This is a genomic window from Spirosoma daeguense, assembly GCF_054776875.1.
In genome coordinates this window covers 13,164-38,961 of record NZ_BAAHBF010000014.1, presented here as the reverse complement: position 1 = coordinate 38,961, position 25,798 = coordinate 13,164, and the positions used below count along the sequence as shown (strand labels likewise).

General features: G+C 53.1%; 19 protein-coding genes and 1 pseudogene. 7 read left to right on the top strand and 13 right to left on the bottom strand.

Going from position 1 to position 25,798, the window contains the following annotated elements; all coding sequences use genetic code 11:
* Window positions 1-180: 180 nt before the first annotated feature.
* From ACYVD4_RS31495 to ACYVD4_RS31475, 5 genes are all read right to left on the bottom strand, one after another.
* Window positions 181-2,868, bottom strand: a complete 2,688-nt coding sequence (locus tag ACYVD4_RS31495) for a beta strand repeat-containing protein (protein ID WP_460952374.1) — start codon at window positions 2,866-2,868, stop codon at window positions 181-183.
* A 216-nt stretch (window positions 2,869-3,084) separates the two neighbouring features.
* A complete protein-coding gene (locus tag ACYVD4_RS31490; protein WP_460952373.1) occupies window positions 3,085-3,450 on the bottom strand; it encodes a hypothetical protein in 366 nt (121 codons plus the stop codon).
* 150 nt (window positions 3,451-3,600) lie between these two features.
* Complete coding sequence (locus ACYVD4_RS31485; RefSeq protein ID WP_460952371.1) at window positions 3,601-3,750, bottom strand: helix-turn-helix domain-containing protein; 150 nt, start codon at window positions 3,748-3,750, stop codon at window positions 3,601-3,603.
* Window positions 3,717-4,253, bottom strand: coding sequence for a response regulator (locus ACYVD4_RS31480; RefSeq protein ID WP_460952369.1), 537 nt, complete (start codon window positions 4,251-4,253; stop codon window positions 3,717-3,719). The genes ACYVD4_RS31485 and ACYVD4_RS31480 overlap by 34 nt, the downstream gene beginning before the upstream one ends.
* Window positions 4,254-4,856: 603 nt before the next feature.
* A complete protein-coding gene (locus ACYVD4_RS31475) occupies window positions 4,857-5,249 on the bottom strand; it encodes a LytR/AlgR family response regulator transcription factor (protein WP_460952368.1) in 393 nt (130 codons plus the stop codon).
* 400 nt (window positions 5,250-5,649) lie between these two features.
* Between ACYVD4_RS31475 and ACYVD4_RS31470 the strand changes: the two genes are divergently transcribed.
* From ACYVD4_RS31470 to ACYVD4_RS31440, 7 genes and pseudogenes are all read left to right on the top strand, one after another.
* Window positions 5,650-6,045 carry a hypothetical protein gene (locus ACYVD4_RS31470; RefSeq protein ID WP_460952367.1) on the top strand — a complete coding sequence of 132 codons (396 nt, stop codon included), beginning with the start codon at window positions 5,650-5,652 and terminating at the stop codon, window positions 6,043-6,045.
* A gap of 23 nt (window positions 6,046-6,068) precedes the next feature.
* Window positions 6,069-6,209 carry a hypothetical protein gene (locus ACYVD4_RS31465; protein ID WP_460952365.1) on the top strand — a complete coding sequence of 47 codons (141 nt, stop codon included), beginning with the start codon at window positions 6,069-6,071 and terminating at the stop codon, window positions 6,207-6,209.
* A gap of 306 nt (window positions 6,210-6,515) precedes the next feature.
* Window positions 6,516-6,809, top strand: coding sequence for a DDE-type integrase/transposase/recombinase (locus ACYVD4_RS31460; protein WP_460952364.1), 294 nt, complete (start codon window positions 6,516-6,518; stop codon window positions 6,807-6,809).
* 41 nt (window positions 6,810-6,850) lie between these two features.
* Window positions 6,851-7,012, top strand: a pseudogene (locus ACYVD4_RS31455) (IS3 family transposase); the annotation flags it as partial.
* 725 nt (window positions 7,013-7,737) lie between these two features.
* Complete coding sequence (locus ACYVD4_RS31450; protein ID WP_460952362.1) at window positions 7,738-11,826, top strand: two-component regulator propeller domain-containing protein; 4,089 nt, start codon at window positions 7,738-7,740, stop codon at window positions 11,824-11,826.
* Window positions 11,827-12,042: 216 nt separating this feature from the next.
* Window positions 12,043-17,643, top strand: coding sequence for an FG-GAP-like repeat-containing protein (locus ACYVD4_RS31445; protein WP_460952360.1), 5,601 nt, complete (start codon window positions 12,043-12,045; stop codon window positions 17,641-17,643).
* A gap of 128 nt (window positions 17,644-17,771) precedes the next feature.
* A complete protein-coding gene (locus tag ACYVD4_RS31440) occupies window positions 17,772-18,161 on the top strand; it encodes a hypothetical protein (protein WP_460952359.1) in 390 nt (129 codons plus the stop codon).
* A 445-nt stretch (window positions 18,162-18,606) separates the two neighbouring features.
* On the opposite strand, the gene ACYVD4_RS31435 is transcribed toward ACYVD4_RS31440, so the two are convergent.
* The 8 genes from ACYVD4_RS31435 to ACYVD4_RS31400 form a co-directional block, all read right to left on the bottom strand.
* Window positions 18,607-19,335 carry a carboxymuconolactone decarboxylase family protein gene (locus ACYVD4_RS31435; RefSeq protein WP_460952357.1) on the bottom strand — a complete coding sequence of 243 codons (729 nt, stop codon included), beginning with the start codon at window positions 19,333-19,335 and terminating at the stop codon, window positions 18,607-18,609.
* 338 nt (window positions 19,336-19,673) lie between these two features.
* Window positions 19,674-20,060 carry a (R)-mandelonitrile lyase gene (locus ACYVD4_RS31430; protein WP_460952355.1) on the bottom strand — a complete coding sequence of 129 codons (387 nt, stop codon included), beginning with the start codon at window positions 20,058-20,060 and terminating at the stop codon, window positions 19,674-19,676.
* A gap of 181 nt (window positions 20,061-20,241) precedes the next feature.
* The gene (locus tag ACYVD4_RS31425) at window positions 20,242-20,832 is read right to left on the bottom strand and encodes a DapH/DapD/GlmU-related protein (RefSeq protein ID WP_460952353.1); all 591 of its coding nucleotides are present in this window, start codon (window positions 20,830-20,832) and stop codon (window positions 20,242-20,244) included.
* Window positions 20,833-20,977: 145 nt separating this feature from the next.
* On the bottom strand, window positions 20,978-21,148 hold the full coding sequence (locus ACYVD4_RS31420) for an SDR family oxidoreductase (protein WP_460952352.1): 171 nt from the start codon (window positions 21,146-21,148) through the stop codon (window positions 20,978-20,980).
* Between the two features lie 125 nt (window positions 21,149-21,273).
* Window positions 21,274-21,669, bottom strand: coding sequence for a (R)-mandelonitrile lyase (locus ACYVD4_RS31415; RefSeq protein ID WP_460952351.1), 396 nt, complete (start codon window positions 21,667-21,669; stop codon window positions 21,274-21,276).
* A 171-nt stretch (window positions 21,670-21,840) separates the two neighbouring features.
* Window positions 21,841-24,081, bottom strand: coding sequence for a xanthine dehydrogenase family protein molybdopterin-binding subunit (locus ACYVD4_RS31410; RefSeq protein WP_460952350.1), 2,241 nt, complete (start codon window positions 24,079-24,081; stop codon window positions 21,841-21,843).
* 2 nt (window positions 24,082-24,083) lie between these two features.
* Window positions 24,084-25,103 carry an FAD binding domain-containing protein gene (locus ACYVD4_RS31405; protein ID WP_460952349.1) on the bottom strand — a complete coding sequence of 340 codons (1,020 nt, stop codon included), beginning with the start codon at window positions 25,101-25,103 and terminating at the stop codon, window positions 24,084-24,086.
* Complete coding sequence (locus tag ACYVD4_RS31400) at window positions 25,100-25,735, bottom strand: (2Fe-2S)-binding protein (RefSeq protein ID WP_460952348.1); 636 nt, start codon at window positions 25,733-25,735, stop codon at window positions 25,100-25,102. The genes ACYVD4_RS31405 and ACYVD4_RS31400 overlap by 4 nt, the downstream gene beginning before the upstream one ends.
* Window positions 25,736-25,798: the final 63 nt, after the last annotated feature.

The following is a 25,798-nucleotide window of genomic DNA, read 5'->3' as shown; positions in this document are numbered from 1 at the left end:
TGAAATTAGCATTACGAAACCTTAACAGTCTCAAAAGTCAATCTACTCTATTAGCTAAGGCTGCGTAACATCAGTAACTCAGTTAAACAGTGGTAGGCTTAAATTCGCTTGCCGCTGTTTCTTCATCTCGCAAAAGGCTGGTTTTAATATCTGTTCAACTTCATTTGTAGCATACGCTTTTTACTGTCCTAGCCTGAGTCGACTCCCGGCACTAAAGATAATCTTCTGAAATGCCTCCAGATTGAACTTTGCCGCATAACCAATGTAATTGGCGGGTATGGTCACTACATGTTTTATCTGAAGCACATCACTCCCCAGCGGTAAGCGACCACAGGACCATACACTCACATCCGACCACAAACCCGTCTTCAGCGTATACATCGGCTCAATAGCTATACTGCTCACACTAAAACTGGCGGTGGCTGTACAGCCATTGGCCCCGGTCACCGTTACGGAGTAGGTTCCGGCGACACTCACACTACGTATGGACGTAGTGGTATTGTTCTCCCATCGGTAAGTAGTCCCTCCGCTGGCCGTAAGACTCACCGTAGGCGTGGCACAGGTTAAGGTAGCCCCGGTCGGCGTTCCGATGGATGGACTAATGCTGGCCGGGGGAGGAGTCGTGTTGCTGGTAATTGTTCGACTGGCTGTTGCTGTACAGCCAGTAGCAGAGCTGACCGTGACGGAATACGTACCAGCCACACTCACACTACGTATCTCCGTAGTGACGTTGTTGTCCCATCGGTAGGTAGCTCCTCCACTAGCTAGTAGGTTACGGGTAGGATTGGCACAGGTTAGCATAGCATTCAACGGACCGATGCTGGCTGTAGGTGGGACACTCACCGTAATACTTACCGTGGTGGTACTGATAGGCATATCGTCTGAACCAGCTACACTCACCGTAAACGTTTTTACGCCCGACAGAGATGTACTAGCGATCCCTGTTACTGCACTTGCATTGGTAGCACTGAGGGTTACTCCTGCCGGAGCCACCCAGGAGTAGCTATAAGGTGAACTGCTGCCTTTAGTAGTTACAGAGAGGGCCACCGAGCCACCCATACAGATCGTATTGGGGCTGGCCGAAGTCGTTAGGCTAATGGGCGCTCGAACCACCACACTGGTCACCGAAGTACAGCTACCCAGCGTGCCCGTTACCGAATATGTACCGGCCACACTCACCGAGATAGCACTGGTGCTTTGACCACTTGCCCAATTATAGCCAACAGCTCCCGAAGCGGTCAGGGTGGCGCTCTGCCCCTGATTGATAGTCAGCGAAGGGCTGACCGAAATGCTAACACCAGCACCTCCGGGGGCTGTGGTCAATACCCCTGTATTGGTGGTAATGGCGAAACTACTCCCATTAAGATTGCGCACCAGTCCTGAATTGTTGGTAATGTTGCTACTCAGGGATGCATTTTCAATGATAGTGCCGCTATTAGTGAGTGTTCCACTACCTGCGTCGGTAATACGGGCATTGGCCACTACGTTGATCAAAGCACCACAGCCCGTGTTGGTGAAAGTAGCCTGGTTATAAAGGCCATAGTTGCCCACCGTTGTAATAGTACCAATGTTGATCTTGCCGGAATTGGTGAAATTGCCACTTTGATTGTACAAGGCAGTCTGGGATGTCCAATCGATGGTGATGATACCTCCTGTATTATTATTGACGGTGCCTCCTTGGTTCCAGAGGCCATACTCTCCTGCATAGGCGTTCCTGCCGATGATAAACTGCCCTTCATTGGTGACAGTGCCACTGTTGTAGAAGGCTGTGAGGGCACGGTTTACACTTCTGGAACTATTGATGCTCAGGCTACCTCCTGCCGTGATCGACAACGAAGCCCCGCTATTCACATTTACCGATCTGGCCACAGCCGTCGTACTTATCACTGGCTGGTTGACCGGTGTCGGAGGAATCACCACATGATCGCTCGCCACTGGCACTTTGGCAGGATACCAGTTGCTGGCCGTGTTCCAGTTTGTGCTGGTGCTGCCCGTCCAGGTGAAGTCATTGACCACCGTCAAACTGGTGGTCGCCCATCCCGGTGGTCTGTCGTTGTTCACCACCGTTAGGGTGTAGGTCTGAGGACTGGAGATACTGGCGATTGACTCCTGACTGAAGGCGGTATTGCTGCTGGTGGACGTAGTAGTTGAGCTACCATTGCTCAGCGTGTAGCTGTAACTACCTGAGAAATTACCCACTGTCGCCGTAAAGAGAATCGGCTGGCCCACTACAACCGGGTTGGGGCTAACCGCAAAGCCCATGATGGTAGGGGTATTAAGTACGGTGACCACCACGCTGGTCACCGAAGAGCAACTGCTTAGTGTGCCCGTCACCGAGTACGTACCGGCCACACTTACCGAGATGGTAGGGGTAATTTGACCCGTCGACCAAGTATAACTGGTAGCCCCCGAAGCCGTCAGGTTGGTAGTCTGACCCTGATTGATAGTCAGCGAAGGGCTGGCAGAAACGCTAACGCCGGCACTTCCAGGGGCAGTGGTCAGTACCCCCGTATTGTTGGTAATGGTGAAATTACCCCCGCCGAGGTTCCGAACTAGTCCTGAATTAGTGGTAATGAGACTATTCAGGGATGTATTCTCTATGATGCTACCGCTATTGGTAAGCACACCATCATGTTGATCAGTCATACTGCCAACTACGTTGAGCAAAGCTCCGCAACCTGTATTGTTGAATGTGCCCAGATTATAAACCCCATCGTATATCGTAGAATTGGCCCCAATGGTGATCTGAGCGAAGTTGGTGAAACTACCGAACGTTCGATTGTACAAGCCCGCGAAAGATGTCCGGTCAATCTTGATATTACCTCCCACGTTATTGATGAAGCTGGTCGCATTAGAAAGACCAAACATTCCCACGGCTGCTTTTGCGCCGATGATGATCTGGGACGCATTTATGAAACTACCAACGTTGAATAAGCCTTCATCAGTTGCGCCATCAATGGTGATGATACCTCCAGTCGTGTTGCTGAAAGTCCCCCCATTATAAATACCATACTCTCTGTAAGAAGAGTTACTGATGATTAATTGCCCTCCGCTGGTGATTGTACCACTATTGCTAATGGCATCTCAACTGGAGAATACGGCTCTGGCCCCATTGACGGTTAGACTGCCTGCTGCTGTAATACTCAGAGAGGCTCCGCTCTGCACCTCCATTGATCGAGCCACAGCCGTTGTGCTTAACACCGGTTGGTTGATCGGTGTTGAGGGAATCACCACATCAAGGCCAGCTGTTGGCACCCCACCCGACCAGTTGCCGGGTATATTCCAGACAGTACTTGCACCACCCGTCCAGGTCGTCGTTTGAGCCACTAGTTCAGCGGTAGATCCTAAAAAGGTGATCAGAAGTAACCAGCAGTGGAAGATTGTCCGCCACAGGCCAGTGGTCGCCCTGTTTAAAAGCTGCTCATATCTGGCAGAACTCAGGTACTCCATGTTCAAACTAGGTTAAAAAAGTAGCCAGTATAACTAACAGAAATTCCGGACAGCCACAAGCCTGATATCGGGTTGTAAACGGCGCCACAAGTCTACGAGAGAGCCGGCGAAAGGGAGGTGGACTATTGTCCGAAAAGGTGGACTATTGTTTTAGTCTCGGGAAAAATGGCGGAAATTGGCGGGTGAAACGCCAAATTCTTCGAAAAATACCCGGCTGAAGTACTTCGGGGCGTCAAAGCCCACAGCATAGGCAATTTCGGAAATAGTCAGGCTTGATGAGGAAAGTAGCGCGTTGGCCAAACGTAGCGAGTCAGTGCCATGCCTGTTAGAGCAGTCATTTTCCGATGGCGGGACGCACGGCTCATGCCCAATTGCTGGCAAAGTGTTTCAATTGAGCCATTGGCGTTATCCAGTTGCGGCTCCAGTACCAGCCGTAGCTTGTGCAAAAACTGATCCTGCAGAGAATCAATGCCGTCGCTGGGAGCCGTTTCGGTTAGGCTGGTTGGTAGTGCCCGCTGGCTATAGTGAATCTGTAAAACCCGCCGGGATTGAAGCAAATTACTCAACACCACCTGCACCTCTTCTCGCTGAAACGGTTTGGTCAGATAGGCATCGGCACCACGTCGGAGACCACTAATCTGATCGCTAAAAGCAGCCCTTGCCCTCAGCAATACAATGGGAATTTGGCTGGTTGGCTCGTCGTTTCTTAACGTATCACAGAACTGAACCCCATCTTTAAGTGGCATCATTACATCGTTCAGAATCAGATCCGTCCTGTACGTTCTCAATACCTGCTTGCCCATTGTTGGCACGGATGATCTGATAATCTGCCTGAATACAGGTTACGATGTAGGTTGCTACGTCCTCCTTGTCTTCTACCAATAGAGGAAGTGGTTTTTCACCGACCAAATCAGTGATCGGCCCTGCGATTTCTATTTGATCAGGATAAATGATCGAGGGATTATTAACCGGCAGCGAAACCTGACGAGCCTTAGATGTCTGGCCTAACCGGACAACAAATTCTGGATTTGCTACCTTTTACTGGACAGGAAGTTAAGTAGCAGTTGTCTAGAAATGTTACTAGCCTAATCTCACAATAACGCTCCTCAAAGCGAGACGACTTTGTACACCTCTAGCCCAAACGAGGGCAACGACCGACCGTGAATTATTGGGGCGGCCCGTGCTGGACCATGCCGCTGAAATACCCGAATTAGGGCCGGTACATGGTGAATCTATCCCACAGCAATAGCTACGATTCCCTATTCCAGTTGAGCGAACTGCCGCCTAAACCACAGATGACACAGCGGCATTCATCGCACGGAATAAACCAGGCCCAAGTAGTTAACAAAAAAGGAACCGTTTGAGCGGTCCCTATGGGTAAGTAAAAGCTACCGTTTGGGGGACCCTCAATGGGAATCGGCTGATAGGTGCTGCTGATACGTTTCAACAGCCTCCTGAAAGCGCGAAAAGGAAAACGGCTTGGGCAGCGTGGCAATGATATTAAAGGCGCTAAAGTCATAATCCAACGCTAAAGTCACCATCCCACTGATGAAAATAATCGCTTGTGAGGGTGTACTGCGGTGCATGATGTCCAGGCCATTCAGACTATAGTTCGGCATTTCCACATCTAGAAATAAGAGGTCAACCCGATTGTTGTTTAAGAAAGCCAGTGCCTCTAGGGGATTGGTAAAGTGGCCTTTCAGGTCCAACTGCGGAATTTTATTCAGGTTATGCTTGAGGAGAAAATCGAGCGACCAGGCTTCGTCATCGACCGCGATGCAGGTGATTTTTTCATACAAAAAAGGGGAATAAAAACTTGACTATCAAGAATATACGTGTGCGTCCACACGTAATTTATTGACTGTTTCCCAATTCTTAAGTCACTAAATGTGTGTGTTAATTTATTTTAATATAAGAAACCGGATTTACAGCCTAGTGCCTATCGGCAGACACCATTCCCCATTAAGAAATCGCACCATTCCCGATGCTGGTAGGCCAGTAGATACCCGGAACGTAACCCTGTGTAGGATAATTCTTTGCGTAACTCCCGCATCAACGCAAGGACGGTTTGCTCCGGTATCTAGTAGAAATTGCCCCCCAATTCTCCGGTATACTCAGCCAGCAAAACCCGGCACCATTGGCGAATCCGTTGCACGTATAGAAACCGTATGCTACTGGAAATTTTAGTCAAAATCCAGTATGAATACGTATCTTAATGATTTAGTAGGCTATAAGAAAAAGAAAACTCGACACATATTCCGTTGGAAGGTAGTTGAAGCCTATCGGGCCGAACGAGTCCAAGCCTCCGAACTGGAAGAAACCTTGGGCATCTCCAAGACGGAACTGCGCCGTCTTAACCGTAATTACTTTCGTTACCGTTTACTTCCCCTGTTATATCCTAAACATCGTCGTAAAGTCATGAAACGATATGCTGATTATGTCAAAATGCTAGAAAGGAAACTGGCCGAAATGGAAAAGGAGAACCAGTTTTTACGCCTACAAACGGAAGCCTACCAAACGGTAATCCAGATTGCGGAAGAACAATTCCATATCCCTATCGTAAAAAAGTCTGGCGCCAAGCGGCCGAAAAATTAACTCGTCGCTACTCCTTAGTAGGCATGGAGTTAATCTGTAAGCTGTTTGGCAGAGTACGTCAGGCTTGGTACGCGGCTACCCGGCGACAAGAGAGAACGAGTTTTCAGACGGATGCTATCTTACAACCGGGCCGCCGGGGCGGAATTCAGGCGGATACGGCGTGAAGTGCCCGGTATGGGCACGCACAAATTGCATAGTGAGCTAAAAACATTCCTGTTACGACACCGCATAAAGCTGGGTCGGGATCGGTTACATCTGCTACTGAAAGAGCACGGCATGTTGGCTAAAAGGAAATCGAGTAAAGTGGCGACAACGGAGTCAAATCACCCACATTACAAATACCCGAATAGGGCTAAAGACTTAAAGCCGGTTCGGATTAATGAGCTGTGGGTGAGCGACTTGACCGCCCCGGCGGCCCAGCTATATTGCTGTAGGCTCAAACTTCGCTTATCTGTATATTATTATTATGGATGCTGTCTCGCGTAAGATTGTGTCAGGGCCGCCTGTGCGGTTGGTCGCTCTTGAAGACGATGCACGCTCAAGGAGCACTTAACGCCTTAAAAATGGCATTATCGGCTCATAAAGACATCAGCCAGCCCTTGATCCACCATTCAGACCCTGGTGTACAGTATTGCTCGTGGGCCTATGTGCAGCGCTTGCGCCAAGCTAATATCACCATCAGTATGACTGAGTCAGGTGATCCTAATGAGAATGCGATGGCCGAGCGAGTACTTCGCATTCTCATTAGGATGACTGTAAATTAGCTCGTGCGTTTTCTTCTTTTTCAGCAGCAGAAGAAGCTGTAGAACGAGCGATTAATGCCTATAACATGGTTCGACCTCATGCATCATTGAATTACTTGACTCCTCATCAGATGCATCAACGTAGGCGAAAACCCAAACTTCGCTGGTATCCGTATAAAAAAGTTCGGTACGGAAATGTGCAATATGAGGCCGTTTGCCGGTGATTTTAATATCTGTCCAACTCAATTAGTAGCATACGGTTTTTGAAAAACTAAAACGAGAAAATAAGGCATAACAATTGGCTTAGGGTAAATCTAAAAAAAAGGACGTTTTTCTGAACGGTTTCTGTTTGCGGTCATGTTTGTTGCAATGAGCTAAATTACAATGTATTAAGGCCTAAACCTGTGCAATAATGGCAAGGTTTTCGTGGACGATTTCGATCAATACCTTTTCTACGCCTAAACCATTCATTCAGGGCTTTTATCAAGTGCAATAAATAGTTTTGACTACTCTTTAATTGAACGAAAATGGTCTTGACCTGTCCGTAAATCATTCGGTTGAACAGGCATCAGTGACTATCCAAGACAAGTCAGTGGCAAGAGTAGCCAGGAAGTGGAATGCGAAATACGCCTATCGAGCTGATTAAGATAAATTTTACGATTTATCCGCTTATCAGACCCCCCTAGGAGTCGAACTGTGGCATAGCTAAAATCGAGAACATGTCATGTTCTTCGCAAAAAATGGATTCTTGGCCTGTGGGTCACGAATATTGATATACGCTGTACAGACATATGTGGCCTCACTCATTTTTAAGCGCGAATATGGCGAGTGAAGCGCAAAAAAAGCTAGTTTTGTTCCAATCCGTTACTCAACCAACTCCTCAATCAAGGGTGATGCCTTTGGGTTACTCGTCCTGGCAGACGACGTAATCTGAACTTGCCCAACGGGTATGAATAGATCCATACCGTTACTCTTACGTGTGCTAGTCTGTTGGCTGAGCCTGCTGACCTCATCGGGCGGGCTGCGGGCTCAGTCGTTTCAGCTACCCCAGCCTCAGGTTATTACCGACCGCGAGGGCTTACCTCAGGCTTTTGTGCCGTCTATTCTTCAGGATAAGCAGGGCTTCATCTGGGCCGCCACCCGCGATGGCCTCTGTCGGTACGATGGGCAGCGATTTAAGGTCTTCCAACCCGATCCCGACGGGCGCCCTTCTCTTTCGTTTGCAGGAATCAACCAACTTAAACTGGATCGCCACGGGCGTATCTGGATCAACTCCGAGCGGGGGGATATCGATGTCTTCGACCCGCGGACGGAAACCTTTACCAATGTCTCGAAGCAGGCTGCTTTCCGTCGACTGGTCAAACCCGGTACCAAGCATAGCAATATATACATCGATCGACAGGGTCGGCTCTGGTCAATGGTGTTTGGTTATGGCCTGTTTTGCTGGGATGTAGCCCAAAAACAAGGGCAGTGGTTTCGTCACCAACCCCAGCAAGCTTCGTCTATCAGCAGCAATGGCGTATTCGACATGCAGGAAGACGCCCAGGGGACGATCTGGCTGTTGACGGACAGAGGGCTGGACCGCTTTGAGGAAGCCACCCACCGGTTTATCCACTGGCGACACCAGCCTGGGCAGGCCCAGTCACTGCCGAACGACATAATCACCACGCTTCGTCTCCGGCCGAATGGCGAGCTCATGCTCTTCTCGCATCACTACCTGACGCTGCTTCAGCCCCGAACGGGCGAGTTGCGGATCTACCCACTGCCTACCACGAGCAATGGCAATGGAGTAGGCTGGAATACGGCTATCGGTCGACAGGGATCGGTGTATTTTGGTCGGACGAACAGTCTGTTTCGGTTTACCGACCAGCAGGGCGTCCAACTCGTAGCCCACTGGGATCAGCCCAACGAGGAGTGCCGGAGTTTGCTCGTCGATCGGACCAATGTCTTATGGATGGGTACCAGCGGAGCAGGCATCCGCACCTACGACCTGCAGCCGAGCCCTTTTCAGAAATACCGGTACGCGCATGAGTTTTATCTGGACCTGCTCACCCGCGATTCGCTGGGGCTACCCCCTGTTTCTCCGGCGGTACTGGTCACCCTGCGGGGATCAATCAACTATAGTTTTCGCTCGACCTTCGATCGGGCAGGTCGTCTCTGGTTCAGCATAGGCACTCCAGATTTGTATCGGATGGATCGGAGAACCGGCCGGACCGAGTCTCTTCCCTTACCCATTCGCCTTATCACCGAAGGGAGTTTAATCTATCCCAGCCCCATAACCACCGATCCCCAAGGCCGGGTCTGGGCGGTGTATGACACAACGGCGTTTTGGTTCGATGAGTCGACGCAACGCTGGAACCGGTTTCGCTACCCGATTCCCACCAGTCTATCTTCGGGTCCTATTACGGAACTGGTGGTCGATGACGGGGCGCTCTGGCTGGCTAGTCAGTTGGGGGGACTCTGGCGACTCGACCGCCACAATGGCGAGGTCCGGCAATTTGTCAACCGGCCCGGCGATGCCACCTCTTTGAGCAGCAATACCTTATACTGCCTATCGGCCGACCCCGCCGACGCCAACCGACTATGGATTGGTACGTTTGGTAGTGGGTTGTGTCTGTTCGATAAACGAACGGGGCGGTTTCGCCGGTTTACCCAGGCCAATGGATTGCCCAACAACGTAGTGTATTCGGCCCTGCCCGACCGCTATGGCTATTTGTGGGTGGGTACCAACAAAGGGTTATGCCGGATGAACCGACAAACGTTTACTACCCAGACCTTTACGCGGGATGACGGTATCATGGCTGATGAGTTTAACCGGAACCACTACGTTCAGTTCCCGGAGGGCAACATCCTGATGGGTGGCCTGGAAGGGTTTACCTTATTCAACCCCCGGAAGATCGGTCAGGATACCTTTGAGCCCAGGGTTGAACTGACTCAACTCCAGGTGAATAATCAACTCATTCAGCCCGACCTGCCAGCACCCGATGGCACGGATACCACTACGTCCGGCAATCGGTCCCTGCTCGCTACGTTACCCATTCAGGCTACTACTCACCTTACCCTGGCCCACAACCAGAATTATATAACTGTTCAATTTGCCGCCTTACAATTCAATCGACCGGCTAAAAATCGATACCGCTACCGCCTGCAAGGTCTGGAAGACATCTGGAAAGAGACGACCCGGCCAGAAGCCATTTACACCAACCTGCCATCGGGCGATTACGTCCTGATGCTCAATGCGTCTAACACCTCAGGCCAGTGGAGTCGATACGTTCGTAAGCTGGCAATAACCATCCAGCCGCCCTTCTGGGCCACCTGGTGGGCCATTGCTCTCTATTTTCTGATTGGCTTAAGTCTGGCCTGGGGTTTACTTCTGGTTTATCTGAATCGAATCCGGCTCAAGCAAACCGTTCAGCTTCGCCAGCAGGAAGCCGACCAGCTCCGGGCCGTCGATACGCTCAAAAACAACTTTTTTACCAACATTACCCACGAGTTTCGGACGCCACTCACGCTTATTCTTGGTCCCGCCGAACAGCTAAAGAGCCAACGTATCGAACCCAAAAACCGTCTGCGTTTAGTACAAATCATCGAACAGAATGCGCATCAACTCCTTGGCCTGATTAATCAACTACTGGATCTGTCCAAACTGGAAGCCAGTGTGATGCCCATTCACGAGTCGAGAGGGGAACTGACCGAATTTGTCCGGCACTGGCTGAATCCCTTAACCGGCCAGGCCACTACTCAGGGACTCAGCCTGACCTTTACCTCCGACGTAATGGGCGATTACTGGTTCGATGCTGAAAAGCTGGAACGTATCGTTTACAACCTGGCAGCCAATGCTCTGAAATTCACTAAAGTGGGTACCATTAACGTAACGTTGACGGAAGCTTCGGGGCGTATCCAACTCACCGTTGCCGATACGGGCGTTGGCATTCCGGCGGAACACCTGCCCCATATCTTCGACCGCTTTTATCAGGTCGGTGATACGGCATCCCGGCCACGTTCGGTCGGTGATACGCGGTTCCCCGCCGGGTCATTCCAGCCGTCGCTCCGGCATACTGGTTCGGTCGATGATACAAGTGGTACACCCGGGACGGGTATTGGTCTGGCGCTGGTGCAGGAGTTGGTCCAGTTGCAGGGTGGGCAGATTTCGGTTGAGAGCCAGCTAAACCAGGGTACTACGTTCAGGGTTGGGTTGCCCTACAGGAAGGCTGAGGGGATGGATGCCCCTGCCGCCGATTCACTGGAGAGCGCCCCGTTGGATAGCTCCGAATCAGTTCCTTCGGCCGACTTACTCGTCGTGGAAGACAATGATGAACTGGCCCGCTTTATTATCGACAGTTTGCCCCATCACTACCGGGTTCGGAGGGCCGTTAACGGTCAGGATGGGCTTAAAAAAGCGCTGGAACAGCTACCTGATCTGATCCTCTCGGATGTGATGATGCCCCTGATGGATGGCTTTACGCTTTGTAACCAGTTGAAAACCGACCAGCGCACCAGTCATATTCCCATCATCCTGCTGACGGCCAAGTCGTCGGTGGAGAATCGGCTGGCGGGGCTCTTGCTGGGCGCCGATGATTACCTGACCAAGCCTTTTCAGATCGCCGAACTGCAGCTGCGGGTACGTAATCAGCTAGTGAGTAAACAGCGCCAGCGGGAGTGGGTACAAGCGAGTCTGCGAAATCCTGACCCGACTTCGCCCCCGCCAGTTTCCGAATCGACCGACCCATTCCTAACCCGCCTGTACGCTCTGTTTGACGCCCACCTGAGCGATACCGGCTTTGGCCTCGACCAGCTCATGAGCGAACTGGGGATGAGCCGTACAGCCCTGTTCCGTAAAGTGAAAGCCCTGACGGGTCTGACGGCCCATGAGCTGCTGCGCAACTACCGTCTGAAACAGGCTTCCCAACTGCTGCGCTCGGGCGTTTCGGTGAGTGAGACGGCCTTCCAGGTAGGTTTCGAGAGTCGGGCCTACTTCAGCAAGTGTTTCCGGGAACTCTATCAACTGAGCCCCAGCGACTTTGCCGCTCAAGGCTAAGCAACCACTAACAACGCTTCATGTTGGCCTAAAATGGACCATTTGTTATCCTATTTGGATCATTTGTTATCGTCTGACGGGGTACCTGCCCACTACCTTTGAACGAGTACTAGGAGGGAAAAATACCGACCTGACCGGTTTGCCAAGTGGCCCTCTATACCCGGCATTAGGCCGTCCGCCGGTCTCCTACCTAGTCCTGTACTCTACGCTACTCGTATGAACTGCAACTACTACAAACTGGGGCTGCTGGTGGCCCTGTGGTCCCTGGTCCAGCTAGTCTCTGGCCAGAGTCTGACCCTGACGGGGCTCAATCCGGTCCGCAACGCCCGGAATGCGTCCCGAACGACCAACGTGGGCCTGACCTTCAACCAATCACTGAGTACCAATGCCGCCACGCTGGGGGGAGTGCGGGTGTTCAGCGCCCAGGGGGACGGCTTGCTACGTAACGGGCAGGGAGGTAGCGCCAGCGTGAGCGTCAATACACTCACCTTCAATCCAGCTACCAACTTCAAACCGGGGGAGACGGTGTTTGTTACCAGCACAACAGCCATTCAGGGTACGGGTGGTGGTCGGCTGAGCCGGGGTCAGGTTCACCAGTTCACCACCGGGGTGGGCGGCACAGGCAAGGGCAACTTCACGGCACCCGCTACCAACTCCGAGGTGGGCGTGGAGGTTGGCGCTTTCGACGTGGCAGTTGGCGATTTGGATGGGGATGGCGATCTGGACTTGGTCTGTGCTAGTTCTTTACGCTCCATCGTGAATGTGCGACTTAACAACGGAACGGGCAGCTTCACCCCCCCGGCAGTCAACCCCAACTTTGAGGTAGGAAATACTCCTCGTAATGTGGTGTTGGGCGATGTGGATGGGGATGGCGATCTGGACCTGCTCACCGCTAATCAGTACAGCGAAAGCGTGGGTATACGGCTCAACAACGGGTCAGCAAGCTTTACACCACACCCTACCAATCCCGAGGTGAGTGTGGGCGGTGGCGCCTGGAGCGTGACGCTTGGGGATGTGGATGGGGACGGGGATCTTGACCTGCTCACCGCTAATACGAACCGCACTACGGTGAGTGTGCGGCTCAACAATGGGTCAGGTATCTTCACCCCACACCCTACCAGCCCCGAAGTGGGTGTGGGCGCTAATCCATACGGCGTAACGCTGGGCGATTTGGATGGGGATGGCGATCTGGATCTGGCGACCGCTAATAGTAACAGTAATAACGTAAGTATACGGCTCAACAATGGAGCGGGTAGTTTTACTCCGCCCTCCATCAACCCAGAAATTGGGGCGGGGGAGGATCCCTCTAAAATAGCGTTCGGGGATATAGATGGGGATGGCGATCTGGACATGCTCTTCACTAATTTTAACAGCCGCACCGTGAGTGTACGGCTCAACAACGGGTCGGCAAGCTTTACCCCACATCCTACCAGCCCCGAGGTGGGTGTGGGCAGTTCTCCCTACGGCGTGGTATTAGGGGATGTGGATGGCGATGGCGATCTGGACTTTGTAGCTGCTAATTCCTTAAGTGTGAGTGTGCGGCTCAACGACGGTTCAGGCGCTTTTACGGCGCCCGCCACCAACCCTAACCCCAACTTAAGTTTTACTCCCTGGAACGTGGCGTTGGGGGATTTGGATGGGGATGGCGATCTGGACTTTGTGGCACCTGATTATAACTCCGCTACCGTGGGTGTGCGGCTCAACGGTCCCCTTCCTCCCTCCCTTACTGACCTGTCGGCCAGCCCCAACCCCGTTTGTGTGGGTCAACCCCTCACGGTGGTGGCCAGCGTGGGCAACCTCAGCGGCAGCTACAGCTATACGCTCTCCAACGGGAGCAACCCCATCAGCGGTACAGCCACCACCTCCGCCTTTAGCCAAAGCCTGACGGCGGGTGGCTCGGGGGTGCAGAGCTTCACCCTGACGGTCAGCAGTGGCGGACAGGTAACCACTGCCACCACCTCGGTAACGGTTGCCCAATGCATTACCCTGACGGGGCTCAATCCGATCCGCAATGCCCGCTCGGCACCCCGGACCACCAATGTAGCCCTGACCTTTAACCAGCCTGTTAGTTCGAGCCCCACCAGCCTGAGCGGGCTGCGGGTATTCAGCGCCCAGCGGGGCGGCCTGCTACTCAACGGGCAGGGAGGCAGCGCCAGTGTGAGCGGCAATACGCTCTCCTTTAATCCAGCAACCGACTTTAAACCGGGGGAGAGGGTGTTTGTCACCAGCACGACGGCTATCCAGAGTACGGGTGGGGCCCGACTGAACCGGGGTCAGGTGTACGGGTTCACCACCGGGGTGGGGGGCAGCGGCCGGGGCAACTTTATCCCCTCGGCGGTAAACCCAGAGCCTGGGGTAGGCAATGGCCCTCATAGCGTGGTGTTGGGAGATGTAGATGGGGACGGCGATCTGGATATGCTCACCGCTAATGGGAACAACGAAAGCGTGAGTGTACGGCTCAACGACGGGTTGGGCAACTACACCGCCCCGGCGGTCAACCCCAACCCTGGCGTAGGGGCTGGCCCCCAAAGTGTAGCGTTAGGAGATGTGGATGGGGATGGGGACCTGGACTTCGTGGTGGCTAATACCAGCAACAATACGGTGAGTGTGCGGCTCAACAATGGGTCGGGCAACTTCACCCCTCCAACCACTAACCCTAATCCCGCTGTAGGTGATAGTCCCATTAGTGTGGTATTGGGCGATGTGGACGGAGACGGCGATCTGGACTTGGTAACGGCAAACGCTGGTGACAACACGGTGAGTGTGCGGCTCAACAATGGGTCAGGCAACTTCACCCCACCAACCTCCAATCCTGACCCTGGAGTAGGACGTGGTGTCAGCAGCGTGGCGTTGGGCGATGTGGATGGAGACGGCGACCTGGACTTTGTGACGGCTAATTATGGTGACAATAACGTGAGTGTGCGGCTCAACGATGGGTCGGGCAACTTCACTCCCCCCGCTACCAACCCTAACCCTGCCGTTGACAATTATCCCTGGAGCGTGGCGTTGGGGGATGTGGATGGGGACGGAGACCTGGACTTGTTAACGGCTAATTATTATAGCAATACAGTGAGTGTGCGGCTCAACAATGGGTCAGGTAACTTCACCCTCCCAGCTATTAACCCCAATCCCGCCGTGGGGGAGTATCCTTTTAGTGTGGCGTTGGGCGATGTGGACGGGGATGGCGATCTGGACTTGGTAACGGCAAACGGTGCTGACAACACGGTAAGTGTACGGCTTAACAATGGGTCGGGTAACTTCACTCCCCCGGCTACCAACCCTAACCCTGGCGTAGGGGCTGATCCCGCCTGCGTGGCATTGGGGGATGTGGATGGAGACGGCGATCTGGACGTAGTGATCGCTAATGCGCGCGGCAATAGCGTAAGTGTGCGGTTCAACAGGCCATTTCCCCCCACCCTCACCAGCCTGTCAGCTAGTCCCAACCCCGTTTGTGTTGGGCAATCTTTCTCGGTGGTGGCCAGCGTGGGCAACCTCAGCGGCAGCTACAGCTATACGCTCTCGAACGGGAGTAACCCCATCAGCGGCTCCGCCACCACCTCCGCCTTTAGTCAAAGCCTGACGGCCACTGGCTCAGGGGGACAGAACTTCACCCTGACGGTTAGCAGCGAGGGGCAGATCGCCACCGCCACCACCTCGGTAACGGTCAACGCGCGCCCCGCCCTGAGCATCGGAACGCCGAACGGCACTACCTTAACCTGTACCAATCCGGTAATAAGTTTATCAGCGGTGGGCACAGGAACGTATCGGTGGAACACGGGGGCCACTACATCCGCCATCTCGGTGAGCACGGCATCTACGTATTCCGTTACGTTGACGGGCGCTAATGGCTGCTCCAGCACGGCCACCACCAGCGTGAGTGCCAACCAGAATCCACCCATCGTCAGCATTTCGCCCGCTAGCGCTACGTTAAGCTGTACTACGTCATCGGTAAGTTTGTCGGCCGTAGGCACGGGAACGTACCGCTGGAGTACGGGGGGCACTACGTCCGCCATTAGTGCGACGGTCGGCGGTCCCTATTCGGTGACGTTGACAGGAGCCAACGGCTGCGCCAGTACGGCCACGGCCAGCGTAACCGCTGATCAGACGCCACCCGTCGTCAGCATTTCGCCCGCTAGCGCTACGTTAACCTGCACCAATCCGGTATTGAGTTTGTCGGCCGTAGGCACGGGAACGTATCGTTGGAGCACGGGGGCTATTACACAAACCATCAGTGCGACGGTCGCTGGAACATATTCGCTGACGCTGACGGGTGCTAATGGTTGCTCCAGTACGGCCACCACCAGCGTGGGTACCGATCAAACATCACCCACCGTCAGTATTTCGCCCTCCATCGGAACGCCAACCGGTACTACGATAACCTGCACTAATCCGGTGGTGAGTTTGTCAGCGGTGGGTATGGGAACGTATCGCTGGAGCACGAGAGACACTACATCAGCTATCTCGGTGAGCACGGCGGCTGCGTATTCCGTTACACTAACTAGTGCCAACGGTTGTTCCAGTACAGCGACCATCAGCGTAACCGCCGATCAGACGCCACCCACCGTCAGCATTTCGCCCGCCAGTGCTACGTTAAGCTGTACTACGTCCTCGGTGAGTTTGTCGGCAGTAGGTAATGGTACATATCGCTGGAGTACGGGGGCTACTACGTCTGCTATCTCGGTGAGTGTAGCCGATACTTATTCGCTGACCCTGACGGGTGTCAACGGCTGTTCGGCTACTACCAGTGCCACTGTAGGCTATCAGAATTGCGCGCCGACAGTGGCTGCCACTATACCTGCTCAAGTCGCTACGGTCGGTGATTCATTCAGTTATACCATCCCCGCCACTACGTTTACCGATGCCGAAACCACCAACAGTCTTAGCCTGTCGGTGGTAGGCTTGCCGGCGGGGCTGAGTTTCGTGGCGCCCAACACCATCACCGGTGTGCCTTCTACCACCGTCGGCTCGCCCTTCAGCGTCACGGTCGTAGCCACCGACCCGGGTGGTTTGTCGGCCAGCACTACGTTTGTGCTGAGTGTGCAGCAGCGTAATTTCGCCATCACTGGAGTAACGATGCTGGACTGCAATCATGTGGGCTACTTCGAACGACGTCTTAACTTCACCGTCAGCTTTGACGCCACCAACGGTCAGCCCATCAGCCTTTCGGTGGTGAATGAAATCAGGACCATTGCCATCAATGAGCCGTCTCAATTGAACGTGTTCACGGATAATCCAGTGATTGTATTCAAGGCTCGTCAGCAGGGCACACCGGGTGAGGCTACCTTCAGCTACAATTGGCTTAGAGATTGTGCCAACGGTAACCCGAGGGTGGACAATACCATCCCCCCTCAGTCGGCTACGGTGGGGAAGGCGTTTAGTTACACCATCCCGGCCAACACCTTCACCGATGCCGAAACGCCTAATAGTCTGAGTCTGTCGGCGGTGGGCTTGCCGCCTGGTCTGAGTCTGATGGCTCCATCCGCGATTGCAGGCACAGTATCAGCCAGTGCCAGCACTTTTTACAGTGTGACGGTGATTGCCACTGATCCAGAGGGCGGTTCGGTATCGACGCTGTTTCCGCTGAGTGTGGTCATGCCAAGTGGTTGCGTTAGCATGTACAGTGTGAAGGCGGGGGATTGGAGTGATGGGAGTGTATGGTCGTGTGGTCGGGTACCGGTAGTGAGCGATGCGGTGACGCTGAATCATGCGGTGCGTTTACCGGCTGGTTATTTGGGGCAGGCCTTGCGGGTGATCTACGCTCAGGGCGGTCGCTTATTGATGGGTGCAGATAGTCGGTTACGATTGGGTGGCAATTAACTTCCGACCGACGTGTAGGGTATCCAGAGAACGGAGCAGATAAATCAGCGCCTTTCTCTGGATACCCTATAGAGCCAACCAAACTCGCTCCTAAATTTTTAACTCATCGTCACAAGCGACAATTGTTTATGAAACCAACACCTTACTTAAAACCCCATCAGCCCCATAGTCAGCCTCAGGTGAGCTGGACGCTGGCCGAAGGCAATTATACCCATGTGTATTTTCGCAACGGAGGGTACTATCTATCGTCCATCTGCCAGCGCTTTCCTTATTTGGTGCGATTGAGCAAGCAGCTGGCGGCTGATCCTGAGTTGATTGTGGGTCGGCATCGGAACGAATCCAGACAACTGGTAGTGGTGTTGTCAGTGGGTGGTAATCAGAAGGAGGTAGTTATCCCGCGTCGGCGAGTTCGAGAGGTAAAGCAGCTTTTACGCCAGCTACAGGTTAGTCTGGGATTGGGTGGGTTATCAGCCTGTGCCAACAGCGGTATAGCGGGGCGAGTCACCACATTTTCCTGACGTTCGATTCTGATAAGCTCAGGGCCCCCTGGTTTTTAATTCGCATAAAATGTTCGTGACTGTCGCATAACGCCGGAAACATTAATTCTGTAGCTAATTAGGGCGTAGCATATAATATTGGGGTCACTTTAGAATCTCTTGTCCTGAATGGAATTGGAGGTTTTTATGGACGATTTCCTCAAGGGGGCAAATCCAAGTCAATTACCTTATTTGTAGCCTATTAGCGAGTTCAGAAACCTAGACGAATGGCCATTAATTGAACGATTTTGAGCAGGGTAGAGTAGCTATAGAATAGTATTTAATACCTGCCAAAGGCATAGCCCAAATCCTAGACACAACGGTTTACCCGTCTTCTGGACTTGCCTAGTAGCTCATGCTTTAGCATTCCAATACGGCCATGATTCCGGAAAGTCCTTCTTCAGCTGATGTTGTCTACTGTGTATTGTTATTTGGTGGGCTTTATAACCGCCAATACATTGGCCAGGACTCGCTGAGCGGTATCCGCTTGTTGTTTACCGACGCTGGTCTCAACTAGCGAAATCATCGCTTTCAATTGTGCTTCGCTAAGGCCTACCTGAAGGCCTGCTCCCATATGGAACTGCAACTGGGACTCAACACCGACCATGCTGGCAAGACAGGAAATGGTTACCAGCTCCCGCTGAGGATACGTTAACACATCGCGACTGAATATGTCGGCAAACAGGTGTTCTTTCAGAAAGGTATCGATGACAGGCGCAAAAGCGTTGGCACCGCTCTGGGCCGTCATATCTGGTTTACCCATCAGCACTTCCAGTGTTTTCTGGCCAACCGTGTATTTGTCGACCTTCTGGTCAATCGACGAAGCGTCTCTACCAACAGGGTCGTTTTTACCCGTAACTTTCCGCTGATCAACAACGGCCATCAACGCATTAATGCCATTTAGACTACGGGGAAAGCCACAGTACGCGTAGAGTTGCACGAGCTCTTCCTTAATTTCATTGATTGTCAGCCCTGCGTCAAGCCCGGCGTTCAGCGCCTGTTGGAGTTTTGGCATATCGCCCGTGGTGGTTAGCGACGAAATCAGTACGATACATTTCTGTTTGGCATCTAAAGGTTCAGTAAAGTTGACTTGTGCATTTATCGGACACGGTTTGATCAGGAATACTATAAGTAAGATGATTGATTGAAGATGCATAATCGTCATGATTCTAAACATTGAAATGGCTTCATAACAGTACATACCTATAGGGTAATCAGTTGACTAGCAGAAAATCCCTTCAGGTATTTGCGCCAGTTTGATCAGGTATGTTCCCCATAAATGGTAGTCCTGCGAGACGTACTCGTTCCAGGTGAATTGTTTCAGCAACAGCTTACCAATTCCTGGGTTACCTGAGTAATATTGTACAGCGTTGCAAAATCTCTCCCAAATCAGCAGCGTATTAAATACGTTTGAAATATCACGAATGACAGGGGCATTAGTGGCGTCGATCGTTCTTAGCCCATCTACCGAAAAGGAGTCGTATAAAACGCTACTTATTTTTGACCGTATTCCGCATCCGTAACGGCCTGTAGCCACTTGACGATACCTTTTTCGGTGTTCGGAATGATATACAGGTGGGTCATTTTACTGCCGGGGCTGGCTCCGTGCCAATGAACCACATTCGGCGGACATTTCACTACGTCGCCTTTTCGAATCAGTTGCTTTGGCTCCCCTTTGATCTGGTGGTAACCGACCCCGTCCGTAACAATAAGGATCTGCCCGGCCGGGTGAGAATGCCAGTGCGAACGGGCACCCTTCTCGAAAGCAACACTGCCGGAAATAGTCGTAAAGATCGAGTCATTGGAAACTAGGCTCTTGACCCAAACCGTTCCTGTGAACGTGTCAGCAGGGCCTCTCGTCGCAGCCTGCGGACCTGTCACGGTCTGGGTAATCTGGCCCTGGGCTGTGACAGCAGATGCAAAAAAAGCGACTAGTATCAGTAGGAGCGGGAGGGCTCTACCGGCAAGCAGCGGACTGGCTACCGGACGACTGGTAAAGCCGATTGTCTTGTCATCGAATGAGTGTTTCATAATTTTTTCGTTCGTCTTTTTGTCGCTCCAATTAGAGTGTCTTCACGACCTTCGCCGGAACCCCAGCAACAACCGTATTGGGTGGTACGTCCCGACTGACAACAGCCCCAGCGGCCACCACCGCATTCTCACCCACCGTTATACCGGGTAAGATGGTAGCCCCCGCGCCAATCCAGGCATTGCGTTTGATGACAACCGGCCTGGGAATGAGTGTCTGACGATCTGTTGGGTCTAGCGGATGATTTTCGGACGTGAGATTGACTCTTGGCCCAATCTGCACGTCGTCTTCGATACGTATGCCGCCGATGTCCAGAAACGAGCAGGCATGGTTAATAAAGACGTTTTTACCCAGCTGAATAAAGCGGCCAAAGTTGGTATAAAAAGGGGGGAAAATGGCTGTCGATTCGTCTATCTCGCAGCCGATAATTTCGCTTAACTGGTTACGGACCTGGCTGACATCGGTAGCCGTGGCGTTCATCGTCACGCAAAGCCGGATAGTACGGGCCACTACGTCGGCGAACTGGCCATAGTCCGGGTCGCCCTTTCGCCAACGTTCCCCTGCTTTGAGCCGCTCAAAAAAGTCTGGACTCCTCACTACCTGGTTATTTTCTGAATTACTCATGCTGTCTGTCAATTAATATAGTACCCACCTAAGCGATCCGCTTCCCCTGGTCAACACTGTAACCCGAAATGTGGTTAGCCGTAGGTGCATTAGTACGTGGATGGCTAGGCGTCGTGACCACAATGAACGTTAGTGCGCCCACCGATTAGATAATACTGAGCCCCCCATCAACGGAGATGGGTTGTCCAATGACGTAGCTTGACGCCGGGCTGAAGAGCCATAATACAGCCTCGGCAATTTCAGATGGCTTACCCAGCCGTTTTATGGGTGCTCCTTCGGTGGCTGATTCTCGCGACAAATTGCCGGTCTCAAACATTCTATCGACAGTATTTTGGTGAACGGCTGGTTTATCGCTTTCGGGGCTATATTTTATCAGGCCAAGACTTTTGCCAAGCTACACGTCGCTGATTTCAATTCGTTGCAGCACTAATTTGTCACTATTTACTTTGCATAGTCCTGCTCACTTACCTTTTCCATCCAGGTCACGACTTCACCGTTTTGTTCTTCCTGTAGGGCAATGTGGCTCATTGCTGTAGTAGGGGATGCGCCATGCCAGTGTTTTTCGTTAGGCTCGAACCACACGACATCACCAGGGTGAATCTCCTCTATAGAACCCCCTTCGCGCTGTACCCATCCCATACCAGAAATGACCACTAAGGTTTGACCTGCTGGATGCGTGTGCCAGGCCGTTCGTGCACCCGGCTCGAAGGTTACCAAGGCGCCAGCCCCCTTTGTGGACTCTTTTTTAGCGAACAACGGGTCTATGCGAACTGCGCCTGTAAACCAAGCCTCTGGCCCAACAAGGGAGGGTTGCGATCCATTTTTACTAATTTCCATCTTGTCTTTCTAAGTAGTCTTTTGCCCGTCAGTGAGGGTAGGTAAAGCGAACACCAACTGTGTGTAAGGGGCTAAATTAGCCGCGTTCGAAGAAAGCGCAGCCATAAACGTGACGATGACTTACGCTCAAAAATCGGTTCAATTAATGCCGTTTATGGGTTGCCTGAAGATCTAAGTCAGTTTTTGCATGACTTTATCTGGGGTAATGGGCAAATCACGAACGCGCTGACCAGTGGCGTTGAAAACGGCGTTGGCCACGGATGCGGCAAAGCCGATCAGGGCAATTTCACCCATGCCTTTGGCACCCATCGGATTGATGATCGGGTCAGGCTTGTCAATCATGATCGTCTCAATGGCCGGTACGTCGGCGTGAACCGCTACGTGATAATCGGCCAGGTTGTTATTCACAAACCGACCGAAGCGATGGTCAATGATCGCTTCTTCGGTCAGAGCCATACCAATGCCACCCGCCACGCCACCAATCATCTGACTGGCCGCCGTTTTGGGTGAGACAATCCGGCCCGAATCGGCCACGCTGACGGCTTTTGTTACCCGTACTACGCCCGTTGTCGGATTAACCCGCACCTGCACAAAATGCACTGAAAATGAATACATCGAATACTTTCCCAGTTCCGGACCGCCTTTTGAGTCTGCTGTTTTGTCGATCACCGTCAAGTTGGCCGTCCGCATCAGGTCGCTCAGGGATACTTTTTTACCAGGTTCTTTTTCGACAGACAGCACGCCATCGGCCAGCGTCAATTCATCCGCCTGCCGACCCGCCAGTGGACTACCTTCTTTAATCGCCAACTCAATTAACTGTTGTTTGATCTTCGTACATACATCGTACACCGCCGACCCCACCGCCGATACAATGGCCGAACCGCCCTGCATGGGTGCTTTCGGCAGGGACGTATCACCGTAGGCCACCTTGATCCGGTTGAGCGGCACGCCCAGCACATTGTGGGCAATCATGGTCAGGGCGGTTCCGGTACCTGGACCAATGTCGGTCACGGCGCTTTGCACCGTCAGTGAGCCGTCGGCGTTGAGCAGTGCCCTGGCCGAAGCCTCCCACCGAAACGCGTTGAACGTACCGGTGCTCATGCCATAGCCAATCAGCCAGTCACCTTCGCGCTGACTCGCTGGCTCGTTCTTACGTTTGCTCCAGCCAATGGCCTCAGCTCCCCGTTGATACGCTTCTTTCAGGTTTTTACTCGAATAGGGCCGGTTATGCTCGGGGTCGGTTTCGGTATAGTTGCGCAGACGAAACTCGATGGGGTCGAGGTTCAGCTTGTGGGCCATTTCATCCATTGCCGATTCCAGCGCAAAGGCTCCTGTGGCCTCACCGGGGCCGCGCATCCAGATGGGCACGCTGCGGTCGAGCCGCACGATCCGGTAGCGGGTGCTCACATTCGGACACTCGTACATGAACTTGGTCATGTTGACGGTCGCTTCGGTGAAGTCTTCGTAACTGGCCGTTTCGGCGGTGGCTGCGTGCGCAATGCCGATCAGTTTTCCGTCCTGATCAGCACCCATGTTAATTGTTTGGACCGTGGTCGGCCGGTGACCCACTAGGGTGAACATCTGGCTCCGGTTCATCACCAGTTTCAGGGGTCGTCCCACTTTTCGGGCAATGGCTACCACCGCCGTTTCCTGCGGCCAGGTCCGTAGTCCCATCCCAAAACCGCCCCCCATGAACTCTGTGTGCACATGAATATTGGTCGGGTCCAGTTTAAAGGCTTGGGCCATGGCCTGCTGCGTGGCGTTCACACCCTGCGTTTTGGCGTATATGTTCAACGTATCCGCACTGGTCCAGTGGGCCAGAATACCGTGCAGTTCCATGGGATTGTGCACTTCTACGGGAATCGTATAATTGGCTTCCAGCGTAACCGGGGCCGTTTTGTAGCCGTCGGCGGTTCCCCGCAAGTAATTACCTCCGTCGCGGCCACCGGGTACAACAGCTTCCGACACGTGCTTTTGCAGGTCGGTGCGGGACGTTTGTTTGGTATAGGTCGCTTTGACGAGCGATGCCGCGTAGGTGGCCCGTTCGTAGGTATCCGCCACTACCATCGCGATGGGCTGGCCATCGAATAGGATTTTGGGGCTACTCAGAATGCGGTAGGTTTCTTCGGTCTTTGGTCTGGGGGGCGGCCCATCGGCCTGCCCGCCAACCGGGGCATCCCAGCCCGGAATAGGCGGCATATTCTGGTGGGTAAATACGCCCAGCACGCCCGGTGCAGCCTGTGCTTTTTTGGTATCCAGGCCAGCGATGGTTCCTTTAGCGATTTCGCTGCCGACGATGACGCAATAGGCCGTATTCGGCAACTCAAAATCAGCGAAGTACTTAGCCCCGCCGGTCACTTTCATCCGCCCATCGATTCGGTCTATCGGCGGATTTTTTGTATCTCTGGTCATGATCAGGCGGTTTTAGTAGCGGTTTTCAGGGCGTCAACGATCGAGTTAGGGGCCAGCGTCAGCTTGAAATCATTCTCGCCGTAACCTTTGGCTCCCTGCATGGCCAGCGCAGCGGCCTGTTTGAAGTTGGCTTCCGTGGCGGGCTTCCCTTTAAGAAACTCCTCAGCCGCCGTCAGTCGCCAGGGTTTATGCGCCACCCCGCCCATCGCCAGCCGAACGTCCTGGATAGTCTTACCTTTCATGTCCAGTCCGACGGCTACCGATACGAGTGCGAAGGCATACGACGTCCGATCCCGCACTTTCAGGTAATGAGAGTTGTCCATGAACCGGTTCGTTGGCAGATCCACCGACATAATCAGTTCGCCGGGTAGCAGGGTATTATCTTTTTGCGGCATATCACCTGGCAAGCGGTGGAACTCGCTGAACGGAATTTTTCGGTCGCCCTTGGGTCCTGACACATTCACCGTCGCATCCAGTGCCGCGAGTGCAATACACATATCGCTGGGGTGAACGGCAATACATTTGCTGGAAGCGCCAAAAATGGCGTGCATCCGATTGATTCCACCAATGGCTCCGCAACCGGCTGGCCCGTTGGCCTGTCCTTTGTCGGGGCCCGCCTGAACCGGGCTACGTTTGTTGCAGGGCATCGATGTATCGTAGAAGTACGCACAGCGGGTGCGTTGCATCATGTTACCGCCGACCGTTGCCATATTGCGAAGCTGGGCGGAAGCGCCTGCATTTAGCGCCTGCGATAGGAGCGGGAAATGCTTCTTCACCAGCTCGTTATCGGCTACGGTCGAGTTTTTGGCCATGGCACCGATCCGCAGATCAGTGTCCGTTTTTTCAATCGTGGCCAGGGGAAGCTTGTTGATGTCGACCAGCCGTTCGGGGATGATGACTTCACGCTTCATCAGGTCGATGAGGTTGGTGCCACCCGCCAGAAAGTAGATGCCACTTTCTTTGGTGATCGCTGAAATGGCGGCTTTGGGGGTCGTAACCCGCGTAAACTGAAATGGATTCATACCCTGGCACCTCCCTTTTTTACGTCCATAATCGCATCGACAATGTTTGCGTAGGCTCCGCAACGGCAGATATTGCCGCTCATATATTCGCGGACTTCTTCCGGCGTGTTCGCATGCCCTTCGCGAATGCACGCCACCGCCGACATGATCTGGCCGGGGGTGCAGTATCCGCACTGAAAACCGTCGTGTTTGATGAAGGCCTCCTGCATGGGGTGTAGCGAACTGTCTTTCGCCAGCCCCTCAATCGTTGTTACGGAACAGCCTTCGGTGGTCATGGCCAGGGTCAGGCATGCGTTTACCCGCGTACCGTCGACATGAACCGTGCAGGCTCCACATTGGCCGTGATCACAGCCTTTTTTGGTACCGGTCAGGTGGAGTTGCTCGCGCAGCAGATCGAGGAGCGTAACGCGGGGTTCGATACTAAGTTGCTGGGCTTTCCCATTGATGGTCAGCCGTAGAGGCATCTGCTCAAACGAAGTGGCAACTTTTTCATCTAATCCGTTGTCGACCGCGGCCACGGCGGCTGGTGGCGTCATGACCAGCGCTGCCAGCGCAGAGGACTGCTTTAGAAAAATCCGCCTGGATGATGCTACGTTATTCGGCTCGCCCTCTATGTTTTTGGTCTCATCCATATAGTTAAAGTCTTAAGGTCAGGAAATTACTGGTTTCTGCTCCGGACACCCAAAGGGAGCCGG